Annotated in this window: 23 protein-coding genes; 13 read left to right on the top strand and 10 right to left on the bottom strand. The window is 68.2% G+C overall.

Annotated elements, in window-relative coordinates:
- Positions 1 to 122: 122 nt before the first annotated feature.
- The gene (locus AC2EWF_RS11270; protein WP_483639462.1) at positions 123 to 2,639 is read left to right on the top strand and encodes an ATP-binding protein; all 2,517 of its coding nucleotides are present in this window, start codon (positions 123 to 125) and stop codon (positions 2,637 to 2,639) included.
- On the opposite strand, the gene AC2EWF_RS11265 is transcribed toward AC2EWF_RS11270, so the two are convergent.
- The 4 genes from AC2EWF_RS11265 to AC2EWF_RS11250 form a co-directional block, all read right to left on the bottom strand.
- Positions 2,597 to 3,982, bottom strand: a complete 1,386-nt coding sequence (locus AC2EWF_RS11265; protein WP_483639461.1) for an FAD-binding oxidoreductase — start codon at positions 3,980 to 3,982, stop codon at positions 2,597 to 2,599. The two genes, AC2EWF_RS11270 and AC2EWF_RS11265, sit on opposite strands and share 43 nt — an antisense overlap.
- Before the next feature lie 160 nt (positions 3,983 to 4,142).
- A complete protein-coding gene (locus AC2EWF_RS11260) occupies positions 4,143 to 4,943 on the bottom strand; it encodes an amidohydrolase (RefSeq protein ID WP_483639806.1) in 801 nt (266 codons plus the stop codon).
- Positions 4,944 to 4,945: 2 nt separating this feature from the next.
- Complete coding sequence (locus tag AC2EWF_RS11255; protein ID WP_483639460.1) at positions 4,946 to 6,091, bottom strand: pyridoxal phosphate-dependent aminotransferase; 1,146 nt, start codon at positions 6,089 to 6,091, stop codon at positions 4,946 to 4,948.
- Positions 6,092 to 6,218: 127 nt separating this feature from the next.
- The gene (locus AC2EWF_RS11250) at positions 6,219 to 7,184 is read right to left on the bottom strand and encodes a LysR substrate-binding domain-containing protein (RefSeq protein WP_483639459.1); all 966 of its coding nucleotides are present in this window, start codon (positions 7,182 to 7,184) and stop codon (positions 6,219 to 6,221) included.
- 136 nt (positions 7,185 to 7,320) lie between these two features.
- Here AC2EWF_RS11250 and AC2EWF_RS11245 point away from each other — a divergent pair, with 136 nt between their 5' ends.
- The 10 genes from AC2EWF_RS11245 (at position 7,321) to AC2EWF_RS11200 (ending at position 13,337) form a co-directional block, all read left to right on the top strand.
- On the top strand, positions 7,321 to 7,587 hold the full coding sequence (locus tag AC2EWF_RS11245; protein WP_483639458.1) for an NAD(P)H-dependent oxidoreductase: 267 nt from the start codon (positions 7,321 to 7,323) through the stop codon (positions 7,585 to 7,587).
- A 188-nt stretch (positions 7,588 to 7,775) separates the two neighbouring features.
- Entirely contained in the window at positions 7,776 to 8,156 is a 381-nt protein-coding gene (locus AC2EWF_RS11240) for a hypothetical protein (protein WP_483639457.1), read from the top strand.
- A gap of 3 nt (positions 8,157 to 8,159) precedes the next feature.
- Positions 8,160 to 8,534: a GntR family transcriptional regulator gene (locus AC2EWF_RS11235; RefSeq protein ID WP_367845042.1), complete on the top strand. Its 375-nt coding sequence runs from the start codon at positions 8,160 to 8,162 to the stop codon at positions 8,532 to 8,534.
- Positions 8,531 to 9,388, top strand: a complete 858-nt coding sequence (locus tag AC2EWF_RS11230) for an ABC transporter ATP-binding protein (protein ID WP_483639456.1) — start codon at positions 8,531 to 8,533, stop codon at positions 9,386 to 9,388. Before AC2EWF_RS11235 ends, AC2EWF_RS11230 begins: the two co-directional genes overlap by 4 nt.
- Positions 9,385 to 10,359 (top strand): hypothetical protein, encoded by a 975-nt coding sequence (locus AC2EWF_RS11225; protein WP_483639455.1) that lies wholly within the window; start codon positions 9,385 to 9,387, stop codon positions 10,357 to 10,359. The genes AC2EWF_RS11230 and AC2EWF_RS11225 overlap by 4 nt, the downstream gene beginning before the upstream one ends.
- A gap of 32 nt (positions 10,360 to 10,391) precedes the next feature.
- Positions 10,392 to 11,093: a YggN family protein gene (locus AC2EWF_RS11220; RefSeq protein ID WP_483639454.1), complete on the top strand. Its 702-nt coding sequence runs from the start codon at positions 10,392 to 10,394 to the stop codon at positions 11,091 to 11,093.
- Positions 11,094 to 11,127: 34 nt separating this feature from the next.
- Complete coding sequence (locus tag AC2EWF_RS11215; protein WP_483639453.1) at positions 11,128 to 11,691, top strand: DUF2884 family protein; 564 nt, start codon at positions 11,128 to 11,130, stop codon at positions 11,689 to 11,691.
- 39 nt (positions 11,692 to 11,730) lie between these two features.
- The gene (locus AC2EWF_RS11210) at positions 11,731 to 12,117 is read left to right on the top strand and encodes a PDZ domain-containing protein (RefSeq protein WP_483639452.1); all 387 of its coding nucleotides are present in this window, start codon (positions 11,731 to 11,733) and stop codon (positions 12,115 to 12,117) included.
- 36 nt (positions 12,118 to 12,153) lie between these two features.
- On the top strand, positions 12,154 to 12,876 hold the full coding sequence (locus tag AC2EWF_RS11205; RefSeq protein WP_483639451.1) for a DUF4386 domain-containing protein: 723 nt from the start codon (positions 12,154 to 12,156) through the stop codon (positions 12,874 to 12,876).
- 32 nt (positions 12,877 to 12,908) lie between these two features.
- A complete protein-coding gene (locus AC2EWF_RS11200) occupies positions 12,909 to 13,337 on the top strand; it encodes a DUF6326 family protein (RefSeq protein WP_483639450.1) in 429 nt (142 codons plus the stop codon).
- Positions 13,338 to 13,369: 32 nt separating this feature from the next.
- Here the strand turns inward: AC2EWF_RS11200 and AC2EWF_RS11195 are convergent, their stop codons facing one another.
- Positions 13,370 to 14,752: a class II fumarate hydratase gene (locus AC2EWF_RS11195; RefSeq protein WP_483639449.1), complete on the bottom strand. Its 1,383-nt coding sequence runs from the start codon at positions 14,750 to 14,752 to the stop codon at positions 13,370 to 13,372.
- 103 nt (positions 14,753 to 14,855) lie between these two features.
- Between AC2EWF_RS11195 and purB the strand changes: the two genes are divergently transcribed.
- The gene (gene purB / locus AC2EWF_RS11190) at positions 14,856 to 16,223 is read left to right on the top strand and encodes an adenylosuccinate lyase (RefSeq protein WP_483639448.1); all 1,368 of its coding nucleotides are present in this window, start codon (positions 14,856 to 14,858) and stop codon (positions 16,221 to 16,223) included.
- 251 nt (positions 16,224 to 16,474) lie between these two features.
- Here the strand turns inward: purB and gstA are convergent, their stop codons facing one another.
- A complete protein-coding gene (gene gstA, locus AC2EWF_RS11185; RefSeq protein WP_483639447.1) occupies positions 16,475 to 17,095 on the bottom strand; it encodes a glutathione transferase GstA in 621 nt (206 codons plus the stop codon).
- Positions 17,096 to 17,239: 144 nt separating this feature from the next.
- Between gstA and AC2EWF_RS11180 the strand changes: the two genes are divergently transcribed.
- A complete protein-coding gene (locus AC2EWF_RS11180) occupies positions 17,240 to 17,623 on the top strand; it encodes a winged helix-turn-helix transcriptional regulator (RefSeq protein ID WP_483639446.1) in 384 nt (127 codons plus the stop codon).
- A 10-nt stretch (positions 17,624 to 17,633) separates the two neighbouring features.
- On the opposite strand, the gene AC2EWF_RS11175 is transcribed toward AC2EWF_RS11180, so the two are convergent.
- From AC2EWF_RS11175 to cysG, 4 genes are all read right to left on the bottom strand, one after another.
- On the bottom strand, positions 17,634 to 17,855 hold the full coding sequence (locus AC2EWF_RS11175; protein ID WP_483639445.1) for a Tsi2 family anti-toxin: 222 nt from the start codon (positions 17,853 to 17,855) through the stop codon (positions 17,634 to 17,636).
- 27 nt (positions 17,856 to 17,882) lie between these two features.
- Complete coding sequence (locus tag AC2EWF_RS11170) at positions 17,883 to 18,353, bottom strand: Tse2 family ADP-ribosyltransferase toxin (RefSeq protein ID WP_483639444.1); 471 nt, start codon at positions 18,351 to 18,353, stop codon at positions 17,883 to 17,885.
- Positions 18,354 to 18,424: 71 nt separating this feature from the next.
- Positions 18,425 to 19,366, bottom strand: coding sequence for a cysteine synthase A (gene cysK / locus AC2EWF_RS11165; RefSeq protein ID WP_483639443.1), 942 nt, complete (start codon positions 19,364 to 19,366; stop codon positions 18,425 to 18,427).
- 143 nt (positions 19,367 to 19,509) lie between these two features.
- Positions 19,510 to 20,979 carry a siroheme synthase CysG gene (cysG, locus tag AC2EWF_RS11160; protein ID WP_483639442.1) on the bottom strand — a complete coding sequence of 490 codons (1,470 nt, stop codon included), beginning with the start codon at positions 20,977 to 20,979 and terminating at the stop codon, positions 19,510 to 19,512.
- Positions 20,980 to 21,172: the final 193 nt, after the last annotated feature.

The raw sequence follows: 21,172 nt of genomic DNA, 5'->3' as shown, positions 1-21,172 counted from the left end.
GTGCCGCCCTGGGGATAAACTGCGCGTCGACAGGGGCTGGAGTCATGATGGCCCGGTGAGGGAATCGCGAGGATTTCCGTCCCCGCGATCGCGGCGATTTGGCCAGCACGGCGCCTTACGACATGGGAAACGACAGGCTCCCGACGTATCAGGAAACGCCCGCCAGGTTTGCTTTCGCGGACGTCGTCGTCGATGCGGTTGCCCACCGCCTGCTGCGCAACGGGCGCGAGATCGCGATCGAGCCGAAGGCCTTCGCCGTGCTGCTTGAGTTCCTCGCCAGCCCCGGCCAGTTGCGCAGCCGCGAGGACCTGCTCGACGCGGTCTGGGGGCACGCCTGCATCACGCCCGGCACCCTCAACCGCCTCATCGCGCAATTGCGGCGCGCACTGCAGGACGACAGCGAAAACCCGCATTGCATCCAGACCGTGCACGGGCTGGGCTATCGCTTCATCGCTCCCTTGCAGCAAGCCGGGGACGAGGCGCCCCCCGTGCTGCGCTTCGCGCCGTCGACACGCAGCCGCGTGCCGCAACGGAGCGAAGCGTTGATCGGACGCGAACACGATCTCGGGCAGCTCGCACGACTGTTGCAGGAGACCCGGCTAGTGACCGTCACCGGCGCCGGCGGCATTGGCAAGACGCAAGCGGCGCTGGAAGTCGCGCGCAGGGTCGCCGCGGATTTCCCCGACGGCGCGTGGCTGTTCGATTGCACCTTGCACGACGACGGCGACGCGATGGTGCGCGCGCTGGCCGACATGTTCGACATCCGCGCCACCAGCGGTGCGGACGAATCGCTGGCTCGCCTATGCGAACTGCTGCGGATGCGCCGCGTGCTGCTGGTGTTCGACAACTGCGAACGGGTCGCCGGCCCGCTCGGGAAAATCGCCGAAACCCTGCTGGGCGCGTGCTCGGACCTGCGCATGCTGGTGACCAGCCAGCATCGCATGGATTGCGCAGGCGAATCGATCTACCGGCTGCCGCCACTGGACCTTCCGCCGCCGGGCGAATGGGCGACTGGCGCCGCGGTGGCGGAACTGGCGCAGGTGCCGGCGGTGCAGCTGCTGCTGGAGCGTTCGCGCGCGCTCGCTTCTGGCTTCATGCTGACGCCGGACAACGCGTCCGCGGTCGCCGAGATCTGCCGGCGGATGGAAGGGCTGCCACTGGCACTGGAGATCGCCGCGGCGCGCCTGCGGTTGCTCAGCCCGGAACAACTGCTGGTGCGGGTGGGCCCTCATTTTCTCAACGACGCCAAGGCCAGCTCCAGCCAGCCGGCGCATCACCGCACCCTGCGTGCCCTGATCGAATGGAGCTATTCGCTGCTGTCGGAGCGCGAACAGGCGCTGCTGCGCGGTTTGAGCGTCTTTGCCGGTGCCTGCACGCTTGGCGGCGCCTGCGCGGTAGGCGCCGTGTTCGGGCTCGACGATGGTCAGGTGCTGGACCTGCTGGGCGGCTTGATCGACAAGTCGCTGCTCGCGATGGACGCAGCCACCAACCCGCCCGGCTATCGCCTGCTGGACAGCGTGCGACTGTTCGCGCAGGAAAAGCTGGCTGAAAGCGCCGACGAGACGCAGGTGCGCGATGCGCACCTGGGGCACTTCGTTCAGCTCGCCGCGCAGGTCGACGCGGAGATCCGCAGCAACCGCCAGCAGCTGTGGGCGGACCGCATCCGGCGCGAGTGGGCCAACCTGCACGCGGCGTTCGACCATGCCATGTCACGGCCCGATCGCGCGGAACCTGCGCTGGCGCTGGTCGGCAACCTGTGCTGGTACTTCCGGGTGAGCAGCGATTACGCCCAGTCCGCGCGGTGGCTCGACCAGGCGCTGCGCGCCGGGCAGGCGGCGACGCGGTCGCGGGCGCAGGCACTCATCGCCATCGGCATGGTGTATCACCAGTCGGCCTTGCACGAGCAGGCCGGGCCGCGCCTGCGCGAAGGCATCGCGCTGGCCGCGCGGCTCGGCGACACCTGGCTGACCGCGGCGGGCGAAGCCGTGCTGGCCTTCGAGCTGGCAACCTGCGGCGACTTTCCCGGCGCCGAGCGTAGCGTGGCGTCGGCCCTGGCCATCGCCGAGGCGCTGGACGACGCGTGGCTGCGCTCGATGGCGCTGCTGAGCCGCGGCATCGCGCTAGCCCTCAGTCGCCATGATCGCGAGGCCGAGGCCTGCCTGGCCGCGGCCTATGCCGCGGTGTGGGCGCCGGAACACGACGCCTTCCACCAGGCCTATACGCTGATCAATCTTGCCCTGCTGCGCTTTTACCTGCGCCAATACGCCAGGGCCGCGCAGGATTGGCTCACCGTGCTGGATACCATGACCCGGCTACAGCATTGGCGCGGCGTGGCGGGTTGCGTCGAAGGCGCCGCCTACCTTGCCGCCGCCCGAGGCGAAGTGCGCGGCGCCGCACGCTTCCTGGCCGCAGCCGCCCGCATGCGCGTACTGACCGACGCGCCACTCATGCCGCAATGGCGCAAGGGGCAAGCCGTGGCCGAGGGCATGGCCCGCGATGGGCTCGGCGCCGCCTTTGCGCAGATCCAGCGCAAGAGCGCCGCCGCGCGCTTCGAGGAAATCGCCGCCGAGGCCCGGGCAGCACTGGCGGAAATGGCTCAGGGCCGGCGCAGCGTGGCCAGCAAGCCTGCCGGATCGTAGCTCGCACGCAACGCCGCCAGCCGGGCCTGCGCAGCCGCGTCGTGCGTGCGCGCACCGAGGTCGGCCAGCTCGCCGACGAAGTTCGGCTGCATGCCGGCACGCGCATGTGGCGCGATCGCCGCGCGCAGGCCACGCGTCCATTCGCGGACGCCGGCGTAGCGCTCCGCCGCGCCGGCATGGCCGATCACGTTGACGAAGAAGGGTGCGTCGCGGTTCGCGAAGGCCGTGGCATCGCCTGGAACGGCAGCCACGGCACCGCCCAGGTGGTGCACATGCACTTCGCAGAGCGGATCGGGCGGCAGGGTCGCCAACGGAACCAGCACATCGACCAGCGCGTCGTCGAGCGCATCGAGTTGCGAGGTCGTCCAGTAATAGTGGTCGCCCGCAGGCGCGGTGGGATCGAACGCCTGCTGCCATACGGCGTACGGCATCACCCCTTCGTGGCGGCCCAAGGCCTGGCCGTGGCCAGCGAGCGGCGCCACTGCCCGCGGGCCTTCTGCGGGTTGGCCGCTCCAGCACCAGGCCAGCGCGATGGCGCGCTGCCCATGCGACTCGACCGGCAGGAACGGCAGGGGCGGCGCAGTGGTGAATACCAGCATCGCGGTCAGCGCGGCCGGCGCCGCCGGCGTGAATGCACGGAACGCACGCAGCAGCTCCGCGGCGGATCCGATGGGATGGAACGCCACGCCTGCATAGACCTCGTCCACCGCATGCAGCCGGTAGGTGAAGCGGGTAACCACGCCCAGCCCGCCCGCGCCACCGCGCAGCCCCCAGAAGAGATCGGCATGCTGACGCTCGCTGGCCACGACCACACGACCGTCCGCCAGCACGACGTCGGCTTCGACCAGGTTGTCCACCGCCAGCCCGTAGCGGCGCATCAACCACCCTACGCCGCCGCCGAGCGTGTAGCCGCCGACACCGGTGGTCGAGACCAGGCCGCCGGTGGTGGCCAGCCCATGCGGCTGCGTGGCCGCGTCCACATCGCGCCACAGGGTTCCGCCGCCGACCCGCACGATGCGCGCAGCCGCATCCACCTCGACGCGGTTCAACGCGCCGAGGTCCAGCATCAGCGCGTCCTCGCGCACCGCCAACCCGGCCACGTTGTGGCCGCCACCGCGCACCGTCATTGGCAGGCCCGCGGCGGCGGCGAACTTGACCGCGGCCACGACGTCGCCGGCGTCCGCGCACTGGGCGATGGCCGGCGGGCAGCGGTCGATCGCGCCGTTCCACACGCGGCGGCGCGATTCATATTCAGGGTCGCCCCGCCGCAGCAACCTGCCCCGCAGCTCCCCGGCCAGATCCTGCCAGGCGAACGCGTTTGCACGACCAGACTCGACGGACATGCTCCCCCCTTCCTCGCGATGAGCTGCGGCATCCACGGGCCGCGTCGCGCCGACTGGCCCCGGCCGGACGGCATCATGCACCCGGACGGCGCTACCCGTCATGATGGAAGCGTTGGGCTTCGATGATGCCCCGGCCAGCGTCGGCTGGCCGCAAGCACGTTCAGTTCGCGTCGAGCGTGAAGGCGTCGGCATCCATCCACGCCGGGAAGCGCTCGCGATGGGCGAGTAGCGGCGCGGGGTCGAGGGTGACGGTGGCGACCTGCTCCACCGCGCCGCACTCCACCAGCGGTTCGCCCACCGCATCGATCACCGCGCTGTCGCCGGCATAGGGAAGATCGTTGCCGTCCACGCCCACGCGGTTCACGCCGATCACGCAGGCGAGGTTTTCGATGGCGCGGGCGCGCAGCAGGGTGCGCCACGGCTGGCGGCGCGGCGCCGGCCAGTTCGCCACGAAGATCGCGAGGTCGTAGTCCATGCCGCCTGCGGCGGCCGCCAACCGGCGGTTGCGCAGCCACACCGGGAAGCGCAGGTCGTAGCAGACCTGGGGCAGGATGCGCCAACCCTTCAGCTCCACGATCAGCCGCGCGTTGCCGCCGCCGTAGCGGGTGTGCTCGCCGGCCATGCGGAACAGGTGGCGCTTGTCGTATTGCTCGAATACGCCGTCCGGGCGCATCCACAGCAGGCGGTTGTAGACGGTGCCGCCCTCGCGTATCGCAAGGCTGCCGCAGACCACCGCACCCACCTCGGCAGCCAGTGCGCGCAGCCAGGCCACGCCCTCGCCGTCCATGGTGTCGGCGCTGACGCCCGTGTCATTGCTGAAACCGGAGAGGAAGGTTTCCGGCAACACGATCAGATCGCTGCCGCGCGCACGGCGTACCAGCGCGCCGTAGTAGTCGCGGTTGGCCGGGGCGTCGTGCCAGCGCGTGGCGCCCTGCACCAGCGAGATGGTCAGCGGCAGCAGACTCAAAGCCCGCACAGCCGCTCGGCGGCCGCCTCCATGGTGGCGTCGCTCTTGGCGAAGCACAGGCGCAGCAGACGCGTGCCCGGCGCGGTCTCGCAGAACGGCGTCAGCGGGATCGCCGCCACTCCACCCTCTTCCACCAGCCAGCGGCTGAAGGCGAGGTCGTCCTCGTCGCGGATGGCCGAGTAGTCCACCAGCTGGAAATAACCGCCCGGCACGTCGAGCAGCTTGAAGCGCGACGGCGCCAGCAGTGCGCGGAAACGGTCGCGCTTGGCCTGGTAGAACGCGGGCAGTTCCAGGTAATGCTGTGGGTCGCTGGCGAGGAACTCGGCGAACGCGGCCTGCCCGGGATGGAAGCTGCAGAAGGTGAGGTACTGGTGCACCTTGCGGAACTCCGCGGTGAGCACCCGCGGCGCCACCGCATAGCCCAGCTTCCAGCCAGTGCAGTGGTAGGTCTTGCCGAAGGAGGACACCACGATGCTGCGCGCGGCCAGCTCGGGGTGGCGCAGCACGCTTTCGTGCTGCCGGCCGTCGTAGACGATGTGCTCGTACACCTCGTCGGAGAGCACCACGATGCCGGTGTCGCGCACGATCGCCGCCAGTTCCTCGAGGTCGGCCGCCGACAGCACCGCGCCGGAGGGGTTGTGCGGGCTGTTGATGAGGATCATGCGCGTGCGCGGCGTCACCGCATCCCGCACGCGCTGCCAGTCCACCGAGAAAGCCGGAGCGACCAGCGGGATGTGCACTGCTTTCGCGCCCTGCAGCTCGATGGCCGGCTCGTAGCTGTCGTAGGCGGGATCGAACACGATCACCTCCTCGCCCGTGCGCACCACCGCGGCGATGGCGGCGAACAGCGCCTCGGTGGCGCCGGAGGTGACGGTGATTTCAGCGTCTACGTCGGGGCGATGGCCGTACATGCGCGCGGTCTTCGCCGCGATCTGCTCGCGCAGCGAGGCGGTGCCGTGCATCGGCGCGTACTGGTTCCTGCCATCGTCCATCGCGCGCCCCAGCGCGTCGCGCAGGCCTTGCGGCGGCTCGAAGTCGGGAAAGCCCTGGCCCAGGTTCACGGCCTTGTGCTGCAGCGCGAGCTGGCTCATCACGCTGAAAATGGTCGTGCCGACCTTGGGGAGCTTGGTGTCGATCTTCATCGCGATACCGTATGGATGTCCAAACGGAAGGGTAGCATGCGCACGTGCCTCGGGCAGGAGCACACCCTTTGCGCGAATGCCACGCGCTTCGACCGGAGCCGTGAGCAATCGCGCACAGGGTGCGCTTCTACAGTTCCGGCAACGGGCGCGTCTTGCACTCCTCGTGCTTGCGCAAGGTGGCTTCTGGCAGGCGATCGGCAAGGAAGTCCACCAGGGCGCGCACGCCAGGCAGCATGCCGCGACGGCTCGGGTAGATGAAGTGCATGGTGCCTTCCGGGGTGCTCCATTCGGGCAGCAGCACTTCCAGTTCGCCGCGGGTCACCGCCGGTGCGCAGACGAACTCCGGCAGCAAGGTGACGCCGACGCCGCGGCGCGCTGCCTCCAGCAGCACGGCGAAGTCGCCGCAGATCAGCCGAGCCTGCACTTCCACGCTGACGCGCTCGCCCGCTGCGTCGATCAGCTCCCAGGTCTGCGGGCCCTCATGTTCCTGCATCGACAGCGCCGGCAACTTGGCCAGTTCGTCGGGATGCTGCGGCCGGCCCAGCGTGTCGAGCAACTTCGGACTGGCCACCGGCAGCACCCGCGATTGGCCGAAACTGCGCACCACCATGTTGGCGTCGGTGTCGAGCTTGTTGCGCACGCGGATCGCCAGGTCGTAGCCCTCGCCCAGCAGGTCCACCCGCCGGTTGCTGGAGAGCACGCGCACCTGCAGCCGCGGGTACTGGGCCAGGAAGTCCGGCAGCACGTGCGCCAGGATGGTCTGGGTGAGCGACACCGGGCAGCTCAGCCGCACCACGCCCCGCGGTTCGGCACGCAGCTCATCCACCGCCTCCTGCGCGGCGCGAGCCTCTTCCAGCACCGCGCGGCAATGCGCGTAGAAGCGCTCGCCCACCTCGGTGACCACGAAGCGGCGTGTGGTCCGCTGCAGCAGGCGCACGCCAAGGCGCTCCTCCAGCTGCGCCACCCGCTTGCTGAGCCGCGACTTGGGCACGCCAAGCGCCCGCCCCGCCGCCGAGAACCCGCCGTGCTCGACTACGGCCGCGAAGAAATACAGGTCATTGAGGTCCTGCAAGGCGCCAGTCAACTGCAGCATGAGCGTTTCCCTTCAAGAACAACGAGTTCGAGTTCTGCCGAATTATCGCCAGATTGTTCCAAATATACCTTGATCCTGTCGCCGGACATGCCGGCCCGACAACATCAACTCGCACCCGGAAACCGCCAGGAAACTCTTGCACATCTGCGGTCCCGCCGGTCCCGAAGGCCTAGCCGGCGGCAAGCGCGTGATCGTGGCTTCCAGCCGTGGCGGCATGCATTCCGGCAGCCCTGTGGACTTCCAGAAACCCTATCTGTGCGCCCTGCTCGGTTTCCTCGGCATCGTCCACGTCGAGTTCGTGCGTGCCGAAGGCGTCAACATGGGCGAGGAACACAGGTCGAGGGCATTGACCGCGGCGCGCCAGGTCATCGGCGCGCTGGGCACGCTCGCCCTGGCCGCCTGAAGCCGCTTCGCCGGCGGCCTGGGGTCCCCGCGCAAGGCCAGCCCGAGCTGGCCTTGCGTCTTTTCGTATCCCGGCACCCCCTGCCATCAGTCATGTTGCCAAACCGGCAGGTTCCGCTTGACGTGCTCAATTTCAGTGTTATAGTTCACTACAACACCGGTCAACGAGCTCACTAGAGGAGAGCCGCCATGAACGCCAAGCACGAGTCCAGCCTGAACCACCCCGCCGTCGTCGCCGACGACATCTTCGTCTCCACCCTGGTCCCTGCCCGGCGCTGGATTGCCTCCGCCACCGCCCTGGTGATGACCAGCCTGACCATCGCACTCGTGAACCTGCCGGTCCGCGCCCCCGAAGTGGCCTGGATCGACGGCATCCACGTGACCAACCTGGCGCCGGTCCAGGTGACGCCCACGGCCGCCGAGCTGAAGGCCGCGGCGCTGCTGGAACACGCCGCGGTGGGCATCGCTACCCTGCCCGGCGGCGGCGCCGCGCAGCTCGGGGCGCAGTTGGCCATGCCCTACTATTCGTTTGGCTCCACGACGACCGGCATCGCCAGCAGCAAGGAATAATCCATGACCATCACCTGGAACGACAGCATCCCGATCTATCGCCAACTGCACCAACGCGTGGTGGCGATGATCCTGGATGGCGCCTTGAACGAGGGCGACCCGCTGCCGTCGGTGCGCCAGGTGGCCGCGGATTTCCAGATCAATCCGCTGACCGTATCGAAGGCGTACCAGGAGCTGGTCGACGAACGCTTGGTTGAGAAAAGGAGGGGCTTGGGCATGTTTGTCATCGAAGGAGCGCGCGAGGAACTGCTGAAATCCGAGCGCGAACGTTTTCTGCGCGAGGAATGGCCCGCGCTGTACGCCCGCCTGCAACGGCTGGGCTTGGACCTGAAGACCCTGCTGCGCGAGACGCAGGCCGACCCGGAGAAGCCCGCATGAACGCCGTCGTCGTCGCCAGTGGCCTGAGCAAGCGCTACAAGAACACCGCTGCGCTGGACAACGCCAGCTTCCGCATCGAGGCGGGCCGCATCGTGGGCCTGATCGGTCCCAACGGCGCGGGCAAGACCACCGCGCTGAAGGCCATCCTGGGCCTCACCGATTTCCAGGGCGAGCTCTCGGTGCTGGGCCTGGACCCGCGCAAGCAGCGTGGCAAGCTGATGGAACAGGTCTGTTTCATCGCCGACGTCGCCGTGCTGCCGCGATGGATCCGGGTGCGCGAGGCCGTGGACTTCGTCGCCAACGTCCACCCGCGCTTCGACCGCAAGAAATGCGAGGCCTTCCTCGCCCGCACCAAGCTCACGCCCGACCTGCGCGTCAAGCAGATGTCCAAGGGCATGATCGTGCAGCTGCACCTGGCCCTGGTGATGGCGATCGACGCCCGCCTGCTGGTGCTGGACGAACCCACGCTCGGCCTGGACATCCTCTACCGCAAGCAGTTCTACCAGAACCTGCTGGAGGACTACTTCGACGAGAACAAGACCATCATCGTCACCACCCACCAGGTGGAGGAAGTCGAGCACATCCTCACCGACCTGATGTTCATCCGCGACGGCAGGATCGTGCTGGACGCCGACATGGACACGGTGGGCGAGCGCTTCGCCGAGGTGATGGTCGGTGCCGACAAGGCCGCCGCCGCCCGCGCGCTGAAGCCGCTGGACGAGCGCCAGGTGTTCGGCAAGAGCATCTTCCTGTTCGACGGCGTCGAACGTGCGCAGCTGGAGGCGCTGGGCGAGATCCGCCGCCCTGCCGTCAGCGACCTGTTCGTCGCCACCATGAAAGGGACCTACGCATGAAAACCCCGGCTCTGAACGAAATGTACTGGCTGGTGAAGCGCGAATTCTGGGAGCACCGCGGCGGCTTCCTGTGGACGCCGGTGATCACCGGTGGCGTGTTCCTGCTGCTGAACCTGATGGGCGTCATTGCCGGCGAGGTGTTCGGCGCGCAGCACGGCATCCACTCGCTGTTCAGCGCGCGCATCCACATCCTCGACCACGCGCTGAGCGCGGACGAGGCGGCCCGGGCCGGCATGCTGATGGACATGGTGATGTACTCGACCACGTTCATCATCAGCATCGTGCTGGGCTTCGTGGTGTTCTTCTACCTCTTGGGCGCGCTGTACGACGACCGCCGCGACCGCAGCCTGCTGTTCTGGAAGTCGCTGCCGTTGTCGGACTCCGCCACCGTGTTGTCCAAGGTGGTGGCCGGCACCCTGCTGGCCCCGGTGATCGCGGTGGTCTGCGGCGTGGTCACCGGCATCGCGATGCTGCTGATGTACGTCACCACGCTGTCTTTCCACGGCGTCGGCGCCTGGCACCTGCTGGCCTACGCGCATCCGTTCCGGGTCGTGGCAAACCTGGTCGGCACCATCCCGCTGTACGCGATGTGGGCGCTGCCCGCCACCGGCTGGCTGCTGCTCTGCTCCGCCTGGGCGCGCAGCAAGCCCTTCCTGTGGGCCGCGGTACTGCCGATCGCAGTGGGCCTGATGCTGGGCTGGTTCAATCTGCTGGGTGCGGCGGTCATGGGCAACAGCTGGTACTGGAGCGACATCTGCGGCCGCATCCTGCTCAGCGTGTTCCCGGGCAGCTGGCTGGGCGCGGGCAACTACCAGGCCGTCAGCAACGATGCGGCTCACGGGCTGGACGCCCTGAACCTGGGCAATGCCTACGGCGTGATGGGCACGCCGGGCTTCTGGATCGGCGCGGTCGCCGGCCTCGCCCTGCTTGGCGGCGCGATCTGGCTGCGCCGCTGGCGCGACGACAACTGATATCCGCTCGGATTCCAACGGGGAGAACCATCATGAAAAGCACCGCGATCACCGGCAGCATCCTTGCGCTGGCCCTGCTGCTGCCGCTCACGGCCTGCAGCCAATCGTCCGAAAACGGCTCCGGCGACAACGTGGCGCAAGCCATGAAGGAAGTGCAGAAGCAGACATCCTCGTCGGCGATCGGCGCGGAGGTGCAGAAAGGCATCAACCAGGCCAAGCAGGAGCTGCTCACCAAGGACATCGACGTCAGCAGCGTGCACATCAACAGCAAGGGACAGCACGAGGACACCAGCAAACTGCCCAAGGCCGTGATCACTCCGCAGGGCAACTTGGTCATCGCCGGCAAGCCGGTGGACGCCACGCCCGGGCAGCACGCCTTGCTGGTGGACTACCGCCAGCAGATCATCGGCATCGCCGAGGCCGGCATGGACATTGGCGCCAGCGGCGCCGACCTCGGCGTGAGCGCAGCCAAGCAGGCGATTTTCGGCGCGCTGGCCGGCAAGAGCGACAAGGAGATCGAGGCCAGCATCAAGCCGCAGACCGACAAGATCCAGGCTGCCGCCATGAAGCTGTGCAAGCGCTTGCCCGACATGCTGGCTTCGCAGCAGAAGCTCGCCGCCGCCATGCCGGCGTTCAAGCCCTACGCCACGATGACCCAGAAGGATGTCGACGACTGCGGCAAGGACACCGCCGACAGCAACGGCAAGAAGGGCTTCGCCGTTTTCTCCGATTGATCCCGGCCTGCACCATCGTCGACGGAACCCAACGATGAAACTTCGCCCCCTCACATGCACCACCCTGCTTTGCCTGCTGCTCGCCGCCTGCGGCCGCGACAGCGGCACCACCATCGCCGGCGACAACGGCAGCATCCGGCTGCGCGACGGCGTGGCGGTGATCCAGGTGGCGGGCCAGCCCGATGCCAGCGTCACCGGCGACGGCACGCTCAGCATCGCCGGCAAGCCGGTGACGCTGACGGCGGACCAGCGCGACCTGCTCAAGCAGTACTACGTGGGCGTGTACAAGATCCGCAGCGAGGGCATCGCCACCGGCAAGGCCGGCGCGGCGCTGGCCGGCCAGGCCGTGGGCAGCGTGATGTCGGGACTGGCGCACGGCGACACCGACCAGATCGGCAAGGACATCCAGGCGCAGGCCGGCAAGGTCACCGCCCAGGCCGCCGCGATCTGCATCGGCCTGGAACAGCTGCGCGCCGCCCAGGACGCCGTCGCCGCCCAGGTCGCGGCGTTCCGCCCCTACGCCACGCTGGACGAGGACAAGGTCGGCAAGTGCAGGCAGGGCCTGGACGAGGCGAACCGCTCGCTGGCCAAGCCCTGAGCACGTCACATTTCTCCCCACCACCATGGAGACGGTCCCATGCGACACCTGATCCTGCTCGGCGCCCTCGCCGCCGCAAGCGCCTTTGCTTTGCCGGCCCATGCCGGCCTTTACGTGTACGAGCACGGCACGCGCGACATGCTGACCTGGCATTCCCCCGACGGCCGCGCGCTCGACCTTGTCTCGCCAGACGGCAAGGGCATCCGTGTCGCCCGCATTGAACCCGCCGACCGCGATGGCCTGAAGCCGGGTGACGTGATCGTCGCCGTCGACGGTCAGCCTGCGGCCCACGTGGTCGACCTGGTGAGCTATGCGAACGCGCACCTGCAGGCCGCTTGCAAATTGAGCGTGCGCCGCGGTCACGATGACCTGCAGCTCGCCCTGCCCGCCGGTGAGCTGGCTTCCCTTGTGCACCCACAACCCTGAAACGGGCAGGCCCGGATACCTGTGCAAGGAGCACGCATGAGTCCACGGAACCGAAGTGCGCGGCTTGCCGGCCTGCTCTACCTGCTGGTGGTGCTGGTCGCGCCGTACCGCCTGATCTACGTGCCGGGCACCTTGTTTGTGGATGGCAACGTGGCGGAGACCGTCGCGAACATCGCGGCACACGAGGCGCTGTTCCGGCTCGGCCTCGCCACCGATCTTGCCTGCGGCGCCCTGCAGGCTTTCATGGTGCTCGCGCTTTTCCGCCTGCTCGGCGGGGTCAACCGGCAGGGCGGCATCGCCATGCTGCTGCTGGGCGGCGCGCTGGTGCCGGCGCTGTACTTCTTCAATGTGCTCAACGATGCCGCCGCCCTGCTGCTGGTGCATGGCGGGGATGCATTGTCCGCGTTCGATGCGTCGCAGCGCGCGGCGCTCGCCGTGCTGTTCCTCCACCTGCACGGTCAAACCGTCGGTGCCGCCGAAATGCTGTGGGGACTGTGGCTGTTCCCGCTGGCGCTGCTGGTGCTGCGCTCGGGCTTCCTGCCACGCCTGTTCGGCTACGGGCTGATCCTCAATGGCCTGGCCTACGTGATCCAGAGCCTGGCGTGGGCCTTGTTTCCGGATGGACAGGACAGGCTTTCCAGCGTGCTCGCGCCACTGCAGTTCGTGGAAGTGCTGTTCATGCTGTGGCTGCTGGTACTGGGCGCACGCCCCGGCTTCCGGCGGCCGCAGGCCGCATCCGTTACGCCAACGCGCGCGTGACCATCCTTTCCATCGCACGCAGGGAGTTTGCCTTGAACACGACCGCAAATCGGCCGCTCGAACACTGGCGCGTGCCCGTGCAACTGAAACTGTCCGCGCTGTGGGCGTCGGTGATGTCCTGCTACATCTACGGGGATTTCCTCGGACTCTACCGTCCGGGTGAGGTCAAGGGGATTCTGGCCGGACAGGGGTTGCTTGGACCGACCAGCCAGGGGTCGCTGCTGGCCGTGGCCGTCCTGATCGCCGTGCCCGCCGTGATGATCTTCCTGTCGCTGGCGCTGCCGCCCGCACTGGCACGCTGGTTGAACATCCTGACGGGCGTACCGTTGACCGTCATTGTGCTGATGACCATTCCCGGGTCGTGGGCGTTCTACATCTTCCTCAGCATCATCGAGGTGGTGCTGCAGTCGCTTGCGGTCTGGTATGCGTGGCGCTGGCCACGCAGCGCCCGGGTCGCCTGAGCCAGGGCGCCACCCGACAGGAGCGCCGCGCATCAGTCGCCGTGGATGCCGCCCTTGGTCAGCGCCAGCGGATCAAGCAGTTTCGCGAGCTCGGCCCTGGACAGCCCCGTGGTCTCCAGCGCCACGTCCATGATGGGCCGGCGCTCCTTGTACGCCTGCTTGGCGGTGGCCGCGCCCTGCTCGTAGCCGATCACGGGATTGAGCGCGGTGACCAGGATCGGGTTCATCGCCAGCGCCTGGTTCACCCGCGCCTTGTTGACGACGAAGCCGGCGATGGCCTTGTCGGCGAGCAGGCGCGAGACGTTCGCTAGGATGCCCAGCGACTCCAGCAGGTTATAGGCGATCAGCGGCAGCATCACGTTGAGCTGGAAATTGCCGCTCTGGCCGGCGATGGCGATGGCCGCGTCGTTGCCGATCACCTGCGCGGCCACCATCGCGGCGGCCTCGGGGATCACCGGGTTCACCTTGCCGGGCATGATCGAGGAGCCGGGCTGCAGCGCCGGCAGCTCGATCTCGCCCAGTCCGGCGAGCGGTCCGGAATTCATCCAGCGCAGGTCGTTGGAAATCTTCATCAGCGCCACGGCCAGCGCCTTCAGCGCGCCGGAGAGCTCCACCGCGTCGTCCTGCGCGGCCATGCCTTCAAAGGGGTTTTCCATCGCCTCGAAGCGCACGCCGGTGAGCCTTTTCAGCTCACGGGCCACCGCCACGCCGAACTTCGGGTCGGCATTGATGCCGGTGCCCACCGCCGTACCACCCTGCGGCAGGCGGCGCATGCGTTTCAGCGCATCCTCGATGCGCGCGATGGCCGAGCCGATCTGCGCGGCCCAGCCGGACAGCTCCTGGCCGAAAGTCACCGGCATCGCGTCCATCAAGTGCGTGCGGCCGGTCTTGGCCACGTGGCGCAACTGGCGCGCACGCTGGTCGATGGTCTTCTTCAAGTGCTTGAGGGCCGGCAGCAGCTGCTCATGCGCGACCAGGGTGGCGCCGACGTGGATCGCGGTGGGGATCACGTCGTTCGAGCTCTGTCCGTAGTTGACGTGGTCGTTCGGGTGCACCTTGGCGCCGGCGCGTGCGGCGAGGTGGGCGATCACCTCGTTCGCGTTCATGTTGGTGCTGGTACCGGAGCCGGTCTGGAACACGTCGATGGGGAACTGCGCGTCGTATTCGCCGCCTGCCACCGCCAGCGCGGCCTTGCGGATGGCCGCGGCCTGGCCCTTCTTCAGATGACCCAGCGCGAGGTTCGCCTCCGCGGCGGCGGCCTTGATCAGCCCCAGCGCGCGGATGAACTCGCGCGGCAGGCGCAGGCCGGAGATCGGGAAGTTGTCGATGGCACGCTGGGTCTGCGCGCCGTACAGCGCGTCGGCGGGCACCTGCAGCTCGCCCATGCTGTCGTGTTCGATGCGGAAGCCGCTCATGGTCGTTTTCCTTGGGGGAACGGGAAACCGGCCGACTATAGACGCCCGGGCATGGAGCCGCAGTCAATGTAAAATGGCCGTTTCCCCGTGCCGGAACGCCCCGATGTCCAACCACGCCCTCACCGCCCTGTCCCCGCTGGACGGCCGCTATGCCGGCAAAGTCGAGCCGTTGCGCCCGATCTTCAGCGAGTTCGGCCTGATGCATCGCCGCGTGCACGTGGAGATCGAGTGGCTGCTGGCGCTGGCCGCCGAACCGGGCATCGGGGAATTGCCGCCGTTCACGCCCACCCAGGTCAAGCAGTTGCATACCATCGCGGACAGCTTCGCGATCGAGGAAGGCGCGCGCATCAAGGCGATCGAGGCCACCACCAACCACGACGTGAAGGCGGTGGAGTACTTCATCAAGGAGCGCATCGGCTCGGACCCTGCCTTGGCCCAGGCCAGGGAGTTCGTGCACTTCGCCTGCACCAGCGAGGACATCAACAACCTCTCCTACGCGTTGATGCTGCGCGATGCGCGCGAGCAGGTGCTGTTGCCGGCCTTCGACAAGATCATCGCCAGGCTGCGCGAACTGGCGCACGCCAACGCCGCGCTGCCGATGCTCTCGCGCACCCACGGCCAGACCGCCTCGCCCAGCACGCTGGGCAAGGAACTGGCGAACGTGGTGGCGCGGCTGGAGCGCCAGCGCAGGCAGCTCGCCGCGCTGGAAATCCCCGGCAAGATCAACGGCGCGGTAGGCAACTACAACGCCCACGCCATCACTTATCCGGAGATCGACTGGCGCGCGTTCTCGCAGCGCTTCGTGGAAAGCCTGGGCCTGGACTACAACCCGTACACCACGCAGATCGAGCCGCACGACGGCGTGGCCGAATACTGCGACGCGGTGCGCCGGGCCAACACCATCCTGATAGACCTCGCGCGCGATGTGTGGGGCTACATCTCGCTGGGCTACTTCAAGCAGAAGCTCAAGGAGGGCGAGGTGGGCTCGTCCACCATGCCGCACAAGGTGAACCCTATCGACTTCGAGAACGCCGAGGGCAACTTCGGCCTCGCCAACGCGCTGCTGGGTCATTTTGCGGAAAAACTGCCGATCAGCCGCTGGCAGCGCGACCTCACCGACTCCACCGTGCTGCGCGCGCTGGGCACCGCCTTCGGCCATACCCTGGTGGCACTGGAATCGCTGCAGAAGGGCCTGGGCAAGCTCACCGTGAACGCCGAGCGCCTCGCCGCCGACCTCGACGCCAGCTGGGAAGTACTGGCCGAGGCCGTGCAGACCGTGATGCGCCGCCACGGCCTGCCGCAGCCCTACGAGCAGCTCAAGGCGCTGACCCGCGGCCAGGGCATCACGAAGGAATCCATGCGCGATTTCATCGGCAAGCTGGAGCTGCCCGCCGAGGCGAAGCAGCGCCTGCTCGAGCTCACGCCGGGCAGCTACATCGGCCTGGCCGAGGGGCTGGCGCGGGATATCTGATCGCCGCGTACCTGCTCCCCAGCATCGGTTGGCCTGACTGGCAACGAACCCAGCCAAAGACTCCGTTCGCCCTGAGCGCAGGCCCGCAGGGCCGAAGTCGAAAGGCCGCGGGTGTTGGCGCTTTGACTTCCCCGCTCCCCAATGCGCGGTCATCCACGACCGCTCTCCGCGTGCGCTTGCTATCGCAAGCTACGCGCGGCGCGAACGGGTGAATGGGGGGCCACGCATCGATATGCGCGGCCCGCTGCGTATCAGGCGTGCGCCTTCTTCACCAGGCCTTCGGCCTCCATCGCCTCGCGCACTGCCGGGCGCTCGCCCACGCGCTGCTGGAACGCCAGCAACGCCGGGAAGCCTGACAAGTCCAGCTGCACGTGCTTGGCCCAGTTGGTCACGGTGAACAGGTAGGCGTCGGCCACGGTGAACGCGTCGCCCAGCAGGAACGGCTGCTTCGCCAGCACCTTCTCGATGAACTGGTAACGCTTCGCCAGGTACTCCTTGCGCTCGGCACGGGTGGTGTCGGGCGTGTCGGGCTTGAACAGCGGGCTGTAGCTCTTGTGGAGCTCCGAGTTGATGTAGCCCAGCATCTCCTGCAGGTGGTAGCGCGGCAGCGTGCCGTTGCCGGGCGCAAGCTTGCTGGCGGGGTTCTGGTCGGCCAGGTACTGCACGATGGCCGGGCCTTCGGTCAGCACTTCGCCGCTGTCCAGCTCCAGCACCGGCACGTAGCCCTTGGGATTGACCAGCCAGAAATCCGCGCCGCTCTCGGTGCGCTTGGCCTTGCCGTCGACCTTCTCCAGTTGCAGCGGGATGCCGGCCTCCAGCGCCACGATGTGCGGGGAAAGCGAACAGGCGCCGGGGGAGTAGTAAAGCTTCATGCGATGACTCCTGGTAGGGACGTGGAACAAGCCCCGCATCGTACGCCGCCATGGTTACCATTGGATACCATGTATCCACCCATCAGCCGCAGAATGCGGTAACCCCGCGGTTACCGAACCGCCCACGCCAGCAGCGAGCCACCCATGGGTCTCCCCGTACGCAAGAGCAAGGTCATACCCCCACCCGCCTGCCCGCTCACCGAAAGCCTGGCGCTGCTGCGCGGCGCCTGGGCGCCCAACGTGATCTGGTACCTCAGCGGCGAACCCCGCCGTTTCGGCGAACTGCGCCACGACATCCCGCGCATCTCCGCCCGCGTGCTTAGCGCCCGCCTGCGCGAACTGGAATCGCGCGGCTTGGTATCGCGTCGCCTGATTGACACCTCTCCGCCCTCCGCCGAATACGCGCTCACCGAACTCGGGCGCGAACTGCTGCCCGCGATCAATGCGCTGGCGCGGGTGGGGCAGAAGCTGATCGCGGAGTGGGATTCGCGGGCTTCGCTTGCAAAGAAGGCACGCGTGGTGGGTTGAATGCGCCCGGTCAGCTCCCGACCAGCTCGTCGTAGGGCGGTAGGTTGAGGACGGTCCTGGCCGCTTCGTCGTAGGCCCGCTCCAAATCCTCGGCAGCGCGGATGCGGTCCTCCAGGAGCTGGTACTCCTCCGGCTCGGCACCGCCTTCCGCAAGCGCCGCACGCAGGCTCCGGATCTCGGCGGCCACGGCCTGTATGGCGACGACCAGGGTTTGATGGCTGATGCTAGGCATACCTGTCCTCGTCGACCGCAACGGGAATCACCGCCCGGCCATTTTGCATTGCTGGACGACCGCCGCGCGCGCCATGTTGTCCAGCGCCCCCTTGAAGGCTTCCACCGTCATGCGCGTACGGGGCTCGAGCTGGTAATGATGTCCTTGCAGCTTGCTGTTGTAGGGACTGGTCTTGAGCTTGTCGTCCTTGCGGATGCGGATGACTTCTTCTGCATACTCGGTTCCAGCGGGAATGAAGAATTCCTTGCTCGGGAACCATCCGGCCACGTCGTGCAACGAGGTGCCTCCGTCCGGCAGCACCTCCGGGCCGTCCTTGCCGCCCGCAACCACCGTGACGTCCGCTTGGCTGATGACCATCTTTTTCAGCTTGTTGCTGAAATACTGCTTCGACTCCCAGCGGGGGTCGAGCACGCCATCTCCGGGGTACACCCCAAGTTTGATGACCTTGAAGTCATTTCCCATGACCGATCGATACAAGTCGGTGTTCGTCGTCGCCATCACGCGCACTCCTGCCCGTCGACACGGCGGTGGATGCTACACGGGAACTCCGGCTGAAAGTTTGCGGCACCTCACTCCACCTCGTCCGACCCCTCGTTGACCCCCTCGAACAGGAACGTCGACAGGTAGCGCTCGCCGGTATCCGGCAGCATGGCCAGCAGCACCGAACCCGCGGGCGCGGTCTGGGCCACCTGCAAGGCAGCGGCCAGGGTGGCGCCCGAGGAAATGCCGGTGAAGATGCCCTCCTTCTGCGCCAGCGCGCGCGAGGTGTCGCGGGCCACGATGTCGTCCACAGGCACCAACTGGTCGACCACCGTGCGGTTGAGCACGGCGGGCACGAAGTCGGGGGTCCAGCCCTGGATCTTGTGCGGCTGCCATTCCTTGCCACCGAGCAGCGAGGCCCCCGCCGGCTCGGTGGCGATCACCTTCACGTCCGGCCGCGCCACCTTGAGCACTTCGCCCACGCCGGTGAGCGTGCCGCCGGTGCCCCAGCCGCTGACGAAGTAGTCGAGGCGGCGGCCGGCGAAGTCGCGCAGGATTTCCGGCGCGGTGGTCTGCCGGTGCCAGGCCGGGTTGGCCGGATTCTCGAACTGGCGCGCCAGGAACCAGCCGTGCTTGCGCGCCAGTTCCTCCGCCACCCGCACCATGCCGGTGCCGCGCGCGGCGGCGGGGGTGAGCAGCACCTTGCCGCCGTAGGCGCGGATCAGCTTGCGCCGCTCGACCGAGAACGAGTCGCTCATCACCGCCACGAACGGGTAGCCGCGTGCCGCGCACACTGCCGCCAGCGCCACGCCGGTATTGCCCGAGGTGGCTTCGATCACGGTCTGGCCGGGCTGGAGCGTGCCGCGCTGCTCGGCGTCGAGGATGATCGCCAGGGCGAGGCGGTCCTTCACCGAACCCGCGGGGTTGAACGCCTCCACCTTCACGTACAGCTCCACGTGCTTCGGGGCGAGGCGGTGCAGGTGGACGATGGGCGTGTTGCCGATGGTGTCGAGGATGCTGTCGTAAATCATGGCGGGGCTCCGGGCGATGGCCGCACGCGATCATGCACGCGGGTTTGCTAAGACGATGTATGCAGCTTTGTCTCTTCCCCAGCTTGCAGCGAGGGGTCAGGAGGGGGTGCTCGACGCAGGCAGGGGAGGAAGCAGCTCCCCGGTCAGGCGCGCCGGCGCAGGGCGACGGCGTCCTCGCGCGGCGGGCGCAACGGCTTGACTGGCCGGACGGCGACGACGGCCCCACCCAGCGGTGGCGCACCGAACCATGCCAGGCGGTCGGCCAGCGCGGCGACCTCGCCCAGGATCAGCAGTGCGGGCGAGCACACCGCGTGCGCGGCGGCGCGCTCCGGCAGGCTGGCCAGGGTGCCGGTGACCACGCGCTGGTTCGCGCGCGTGCCGTTCTCGACCAGGGCGAACGGGGTGGAGGGTGCGCGTCCGTGCGCAAGCAGTCGCTCCTGCAGGCTGTCGAGGCCGGCCACGCCCATGTACACCGCCAGGGTCTGCCGCTCCTGCGCCAGCGCGCGCCAGTCCAGCGTGTCCAGCGAATCGCGGCAGTGCGCGGTGACGAAACGCACCGACTGCGCGTGGTCGCGGTGGGTCAGCGGCACGCCGGCATGGGCGGCGCAGGCCAGCGCGGCGGTGATGCCGGGCACTACTTCATAGGGAATGCCGTGGTCGCGCAGGAATTCCAGTTCCTCGCCACCGCGGCCGAACACGAAAGGATCACCGCCCTTCAGCCGCACCACGCGACGGCCGGCCCGCGCGTGTTCGAGCAGCAATGCGTGGATCGCGTGCTGGGTGGCGTGGTGTCTGCCGGCCTGCTTGCCCACCTCGATGCGCTCGGCGTCGCGGCGCGCCAGTTCCAGCACCTCGGCACTCACCAGGCGGTCGTGCAGGATCACGTCGGCCTCGTTCAGTGCACGCAGGCCGCGCAAGGTCAGCAGCCCCGGATCGCCGGGGCCGGCGCCCACCAGCACCACCGAGCCGGTCGTGGCGGCAGGGTTGGCGTGCAACGCCTGCCCGGCGGCCTCGGCAGCCAGCTTCGGCTGGCCGCTGCGCAGCAAGGCGGCCACCGGGCCGTTGAACAGGCCTTCGTAGAAACGGCGGCGCGCCGCCAGCTCGGGATGGCGGCGGCGGATGCGCCTGCGCAACCGTGCAGCGAGCAGGGCCAGCGGGCCCAGCGAATGGTCGAGCAGGCTTTCCAGCCGTTCGCGCACGAGGCGCGCCAGCATTGGCGCCGCGCCGCCGCTGGAGATCGCCACCACTAGCGGCGCGCGGTCGATTACCGCCGGCACCTGGAAGCTGGACAGCTCCGCGTCGTCCACCACATTGACGAACACGCGCTGCAGGCCCGCGAGTTCGGCGACGTGGGCGTTCAATGCGCGATCGCCGGTGGCCGCCACCACCAGCCACACGTGGTCGAGCCAGTTCGGCGCGAATTCGCCGGCACGGTGCGCGATGCGCCCCTGGCGCGCCCAGCGCTGCAGCTGCAGCGTCAGTTCCGGCGCACCCACGGTCACCTGCGCACCTGCCGCCAGCAAGGCGGCAGCCTTGCGCTCGGCCACGGCGCCGCCACCTACCACCAGCACGGCGCGACGGGAAAGATCGGCGAACAGCGGGTACAGCTTCATGGCGTGGCTTCGACGTCAAGGCCTCGGAAGGGATCACGCTACGCAACGCGCCCGGTGGGCGGAAATAACGATCCCATCCGTGCATATGCCGCTGCAGCATGAATCCGCGAATGCGCCCCTCCCTGCTCGCTCGCCAGAGAAGGGGCCACGATCGATACCGTCCACCGGAATGCTTTCCGTCAGGCATTTATGA

The organism is Rhodanobacter sp. sgz306013, assembly GCF_057031145.1.
This window is presented reverse-complemented; position numbering and strand designations above follow the sequence as displayed.

Coding starts and splice junctions, on each gene's coding strand:
- AC2EWF_RS11270 (WP_483639462.1), top strand. CDS start 123: ATGGGAAACGACAGGCTCCCGACGTATCAGGAAACGCCCGCCAGGTTT.
- AC2EWF_RS11265 (WP_483639461.1), bottom strand. CDS start 3,982: ATGTCCGTCGAGTCTGGTCGTGCAAACGCGTTCGCCTGGCAGGATCTG.
- AC2EWF_RS11255 (WP_483639460.1), bottom strand. CDS start 6,091: ATGAAGATCGACACCAAGCTCCCCAAGGTCGGCACGACCATTTTCAGC.
- AC2EWF_RS11250 (WP_483639459.1), bottom strand. CDS start 7,184: ATGCTGCAGTTGACTGGCGCCTTGCAGGACCTCAATGACCTGTATTTC.
- AC2EWF_RS11240 (WP_483639457.1), top strand. CDS start 7,776: ATGAACGCCAAGCACGAGTCCAGCCTGAACCACCCCGCCGTCGTCGCC.
- AC2EWF_RS11235 (WP_367845042.1), top strand. CDS start 8,160: ATGACCATCACCTGGAACGACAGCATCCCGATCTATCGCCAACTGCAC.
- AC2EWF_RS11230 (WP_483639456.1), top strand. CDS start 8,531: ATGAACGCCGTCGTCGTCGCCAGTGGCCTGAGCAAGCGCTACAAGAAC.
- AC2EWF_RS11225 (WP_483639455.1), top strand. CDS start 9,385: ATGAAAACCCCGGCTCTGAACGAAATGTACTGGCTGGTGAAGCGCGAA.
- AC2EWF_RS11220 (WP_483639454.1), top strand. CDS start 10,392: ATGAAAAGCACCGCGATCACCGGCAGCATCCTTGCGCTGGCCCTGCTG.
- AC2EWF_RS11215 (WP_483639453.1), top strand. CDS start 11,128: ATGAAACTTCGCCCCCTCACATGCACCACCCTGCTTTGCCTGCTGCTC.
- AC2EWF_RS11210 (WP_483639452.1), top strand. CDS start 11,731: ATGCGACACCTGATCCTGCTCGGCGCCCTCGCCGCCGCAAGCGCCTTT.
- AC2EWF_RS11205 (WP_483639451.1), top strand. CDS start 12,154: ATGAGTCCACGGAACCGAAGTGCGCGGCTTGCCGGCCTGCTCTACCTG.
- AC2EWF_RS11195 (WP_483639449.1), bottom strand. CDS start 14,752: ATGAGCGGCTTCCGCATCGAACACGACAGCATGGGCGAGCTGCAGGTG.
- purB (WP_483639448.1), top strand. CDS start 14,856: ATGTCCAACCACGCCCTCACCGCCCTGTCCCCGCTGGACGGCCGCTAT.
- gstA (WP_483639447.1), bottom strand. CDS start 17,095: ATGAAGCTTTACTACTCCCCCGGCGCCTGTTCGCTTTCCCCGCACATC.
- AC2EWF_RS11180 (WP_483639446.1), top strand. CDS start 17,240: ATGGGTCTCCCCGTACGCAAGAGCAAGGTCATACCCCCACCCGCCTGC.
- AC2EWF_RS11175 (WP_483639445.1), bottom strand. CDS start 17,855: ATGCCTAGCATCAGCCATCAAACCCTGGTCGTCGCCATACAGGCCGTG.
- AC2EWF_RS11170 (WP_483639444.1), bottom strand. CDS start 18,353: ATGGCGACGACGAACACCGACTTGTATCGATCGGTCATGGGAAATGAC.
- cysK (WP_483639443.1), bottom strand. CDS start 19,366: ATGATTTACGACAGCATCCTCGACACCATCGGCAACACGCCCATCGTC.
- cysG (WP_483639442.1), bottom strand. CDS start 20,979: ATGAAGCTGTACCCGCTGTTCGCCGATCTTTCCCGTCGCGCCGTGCTG.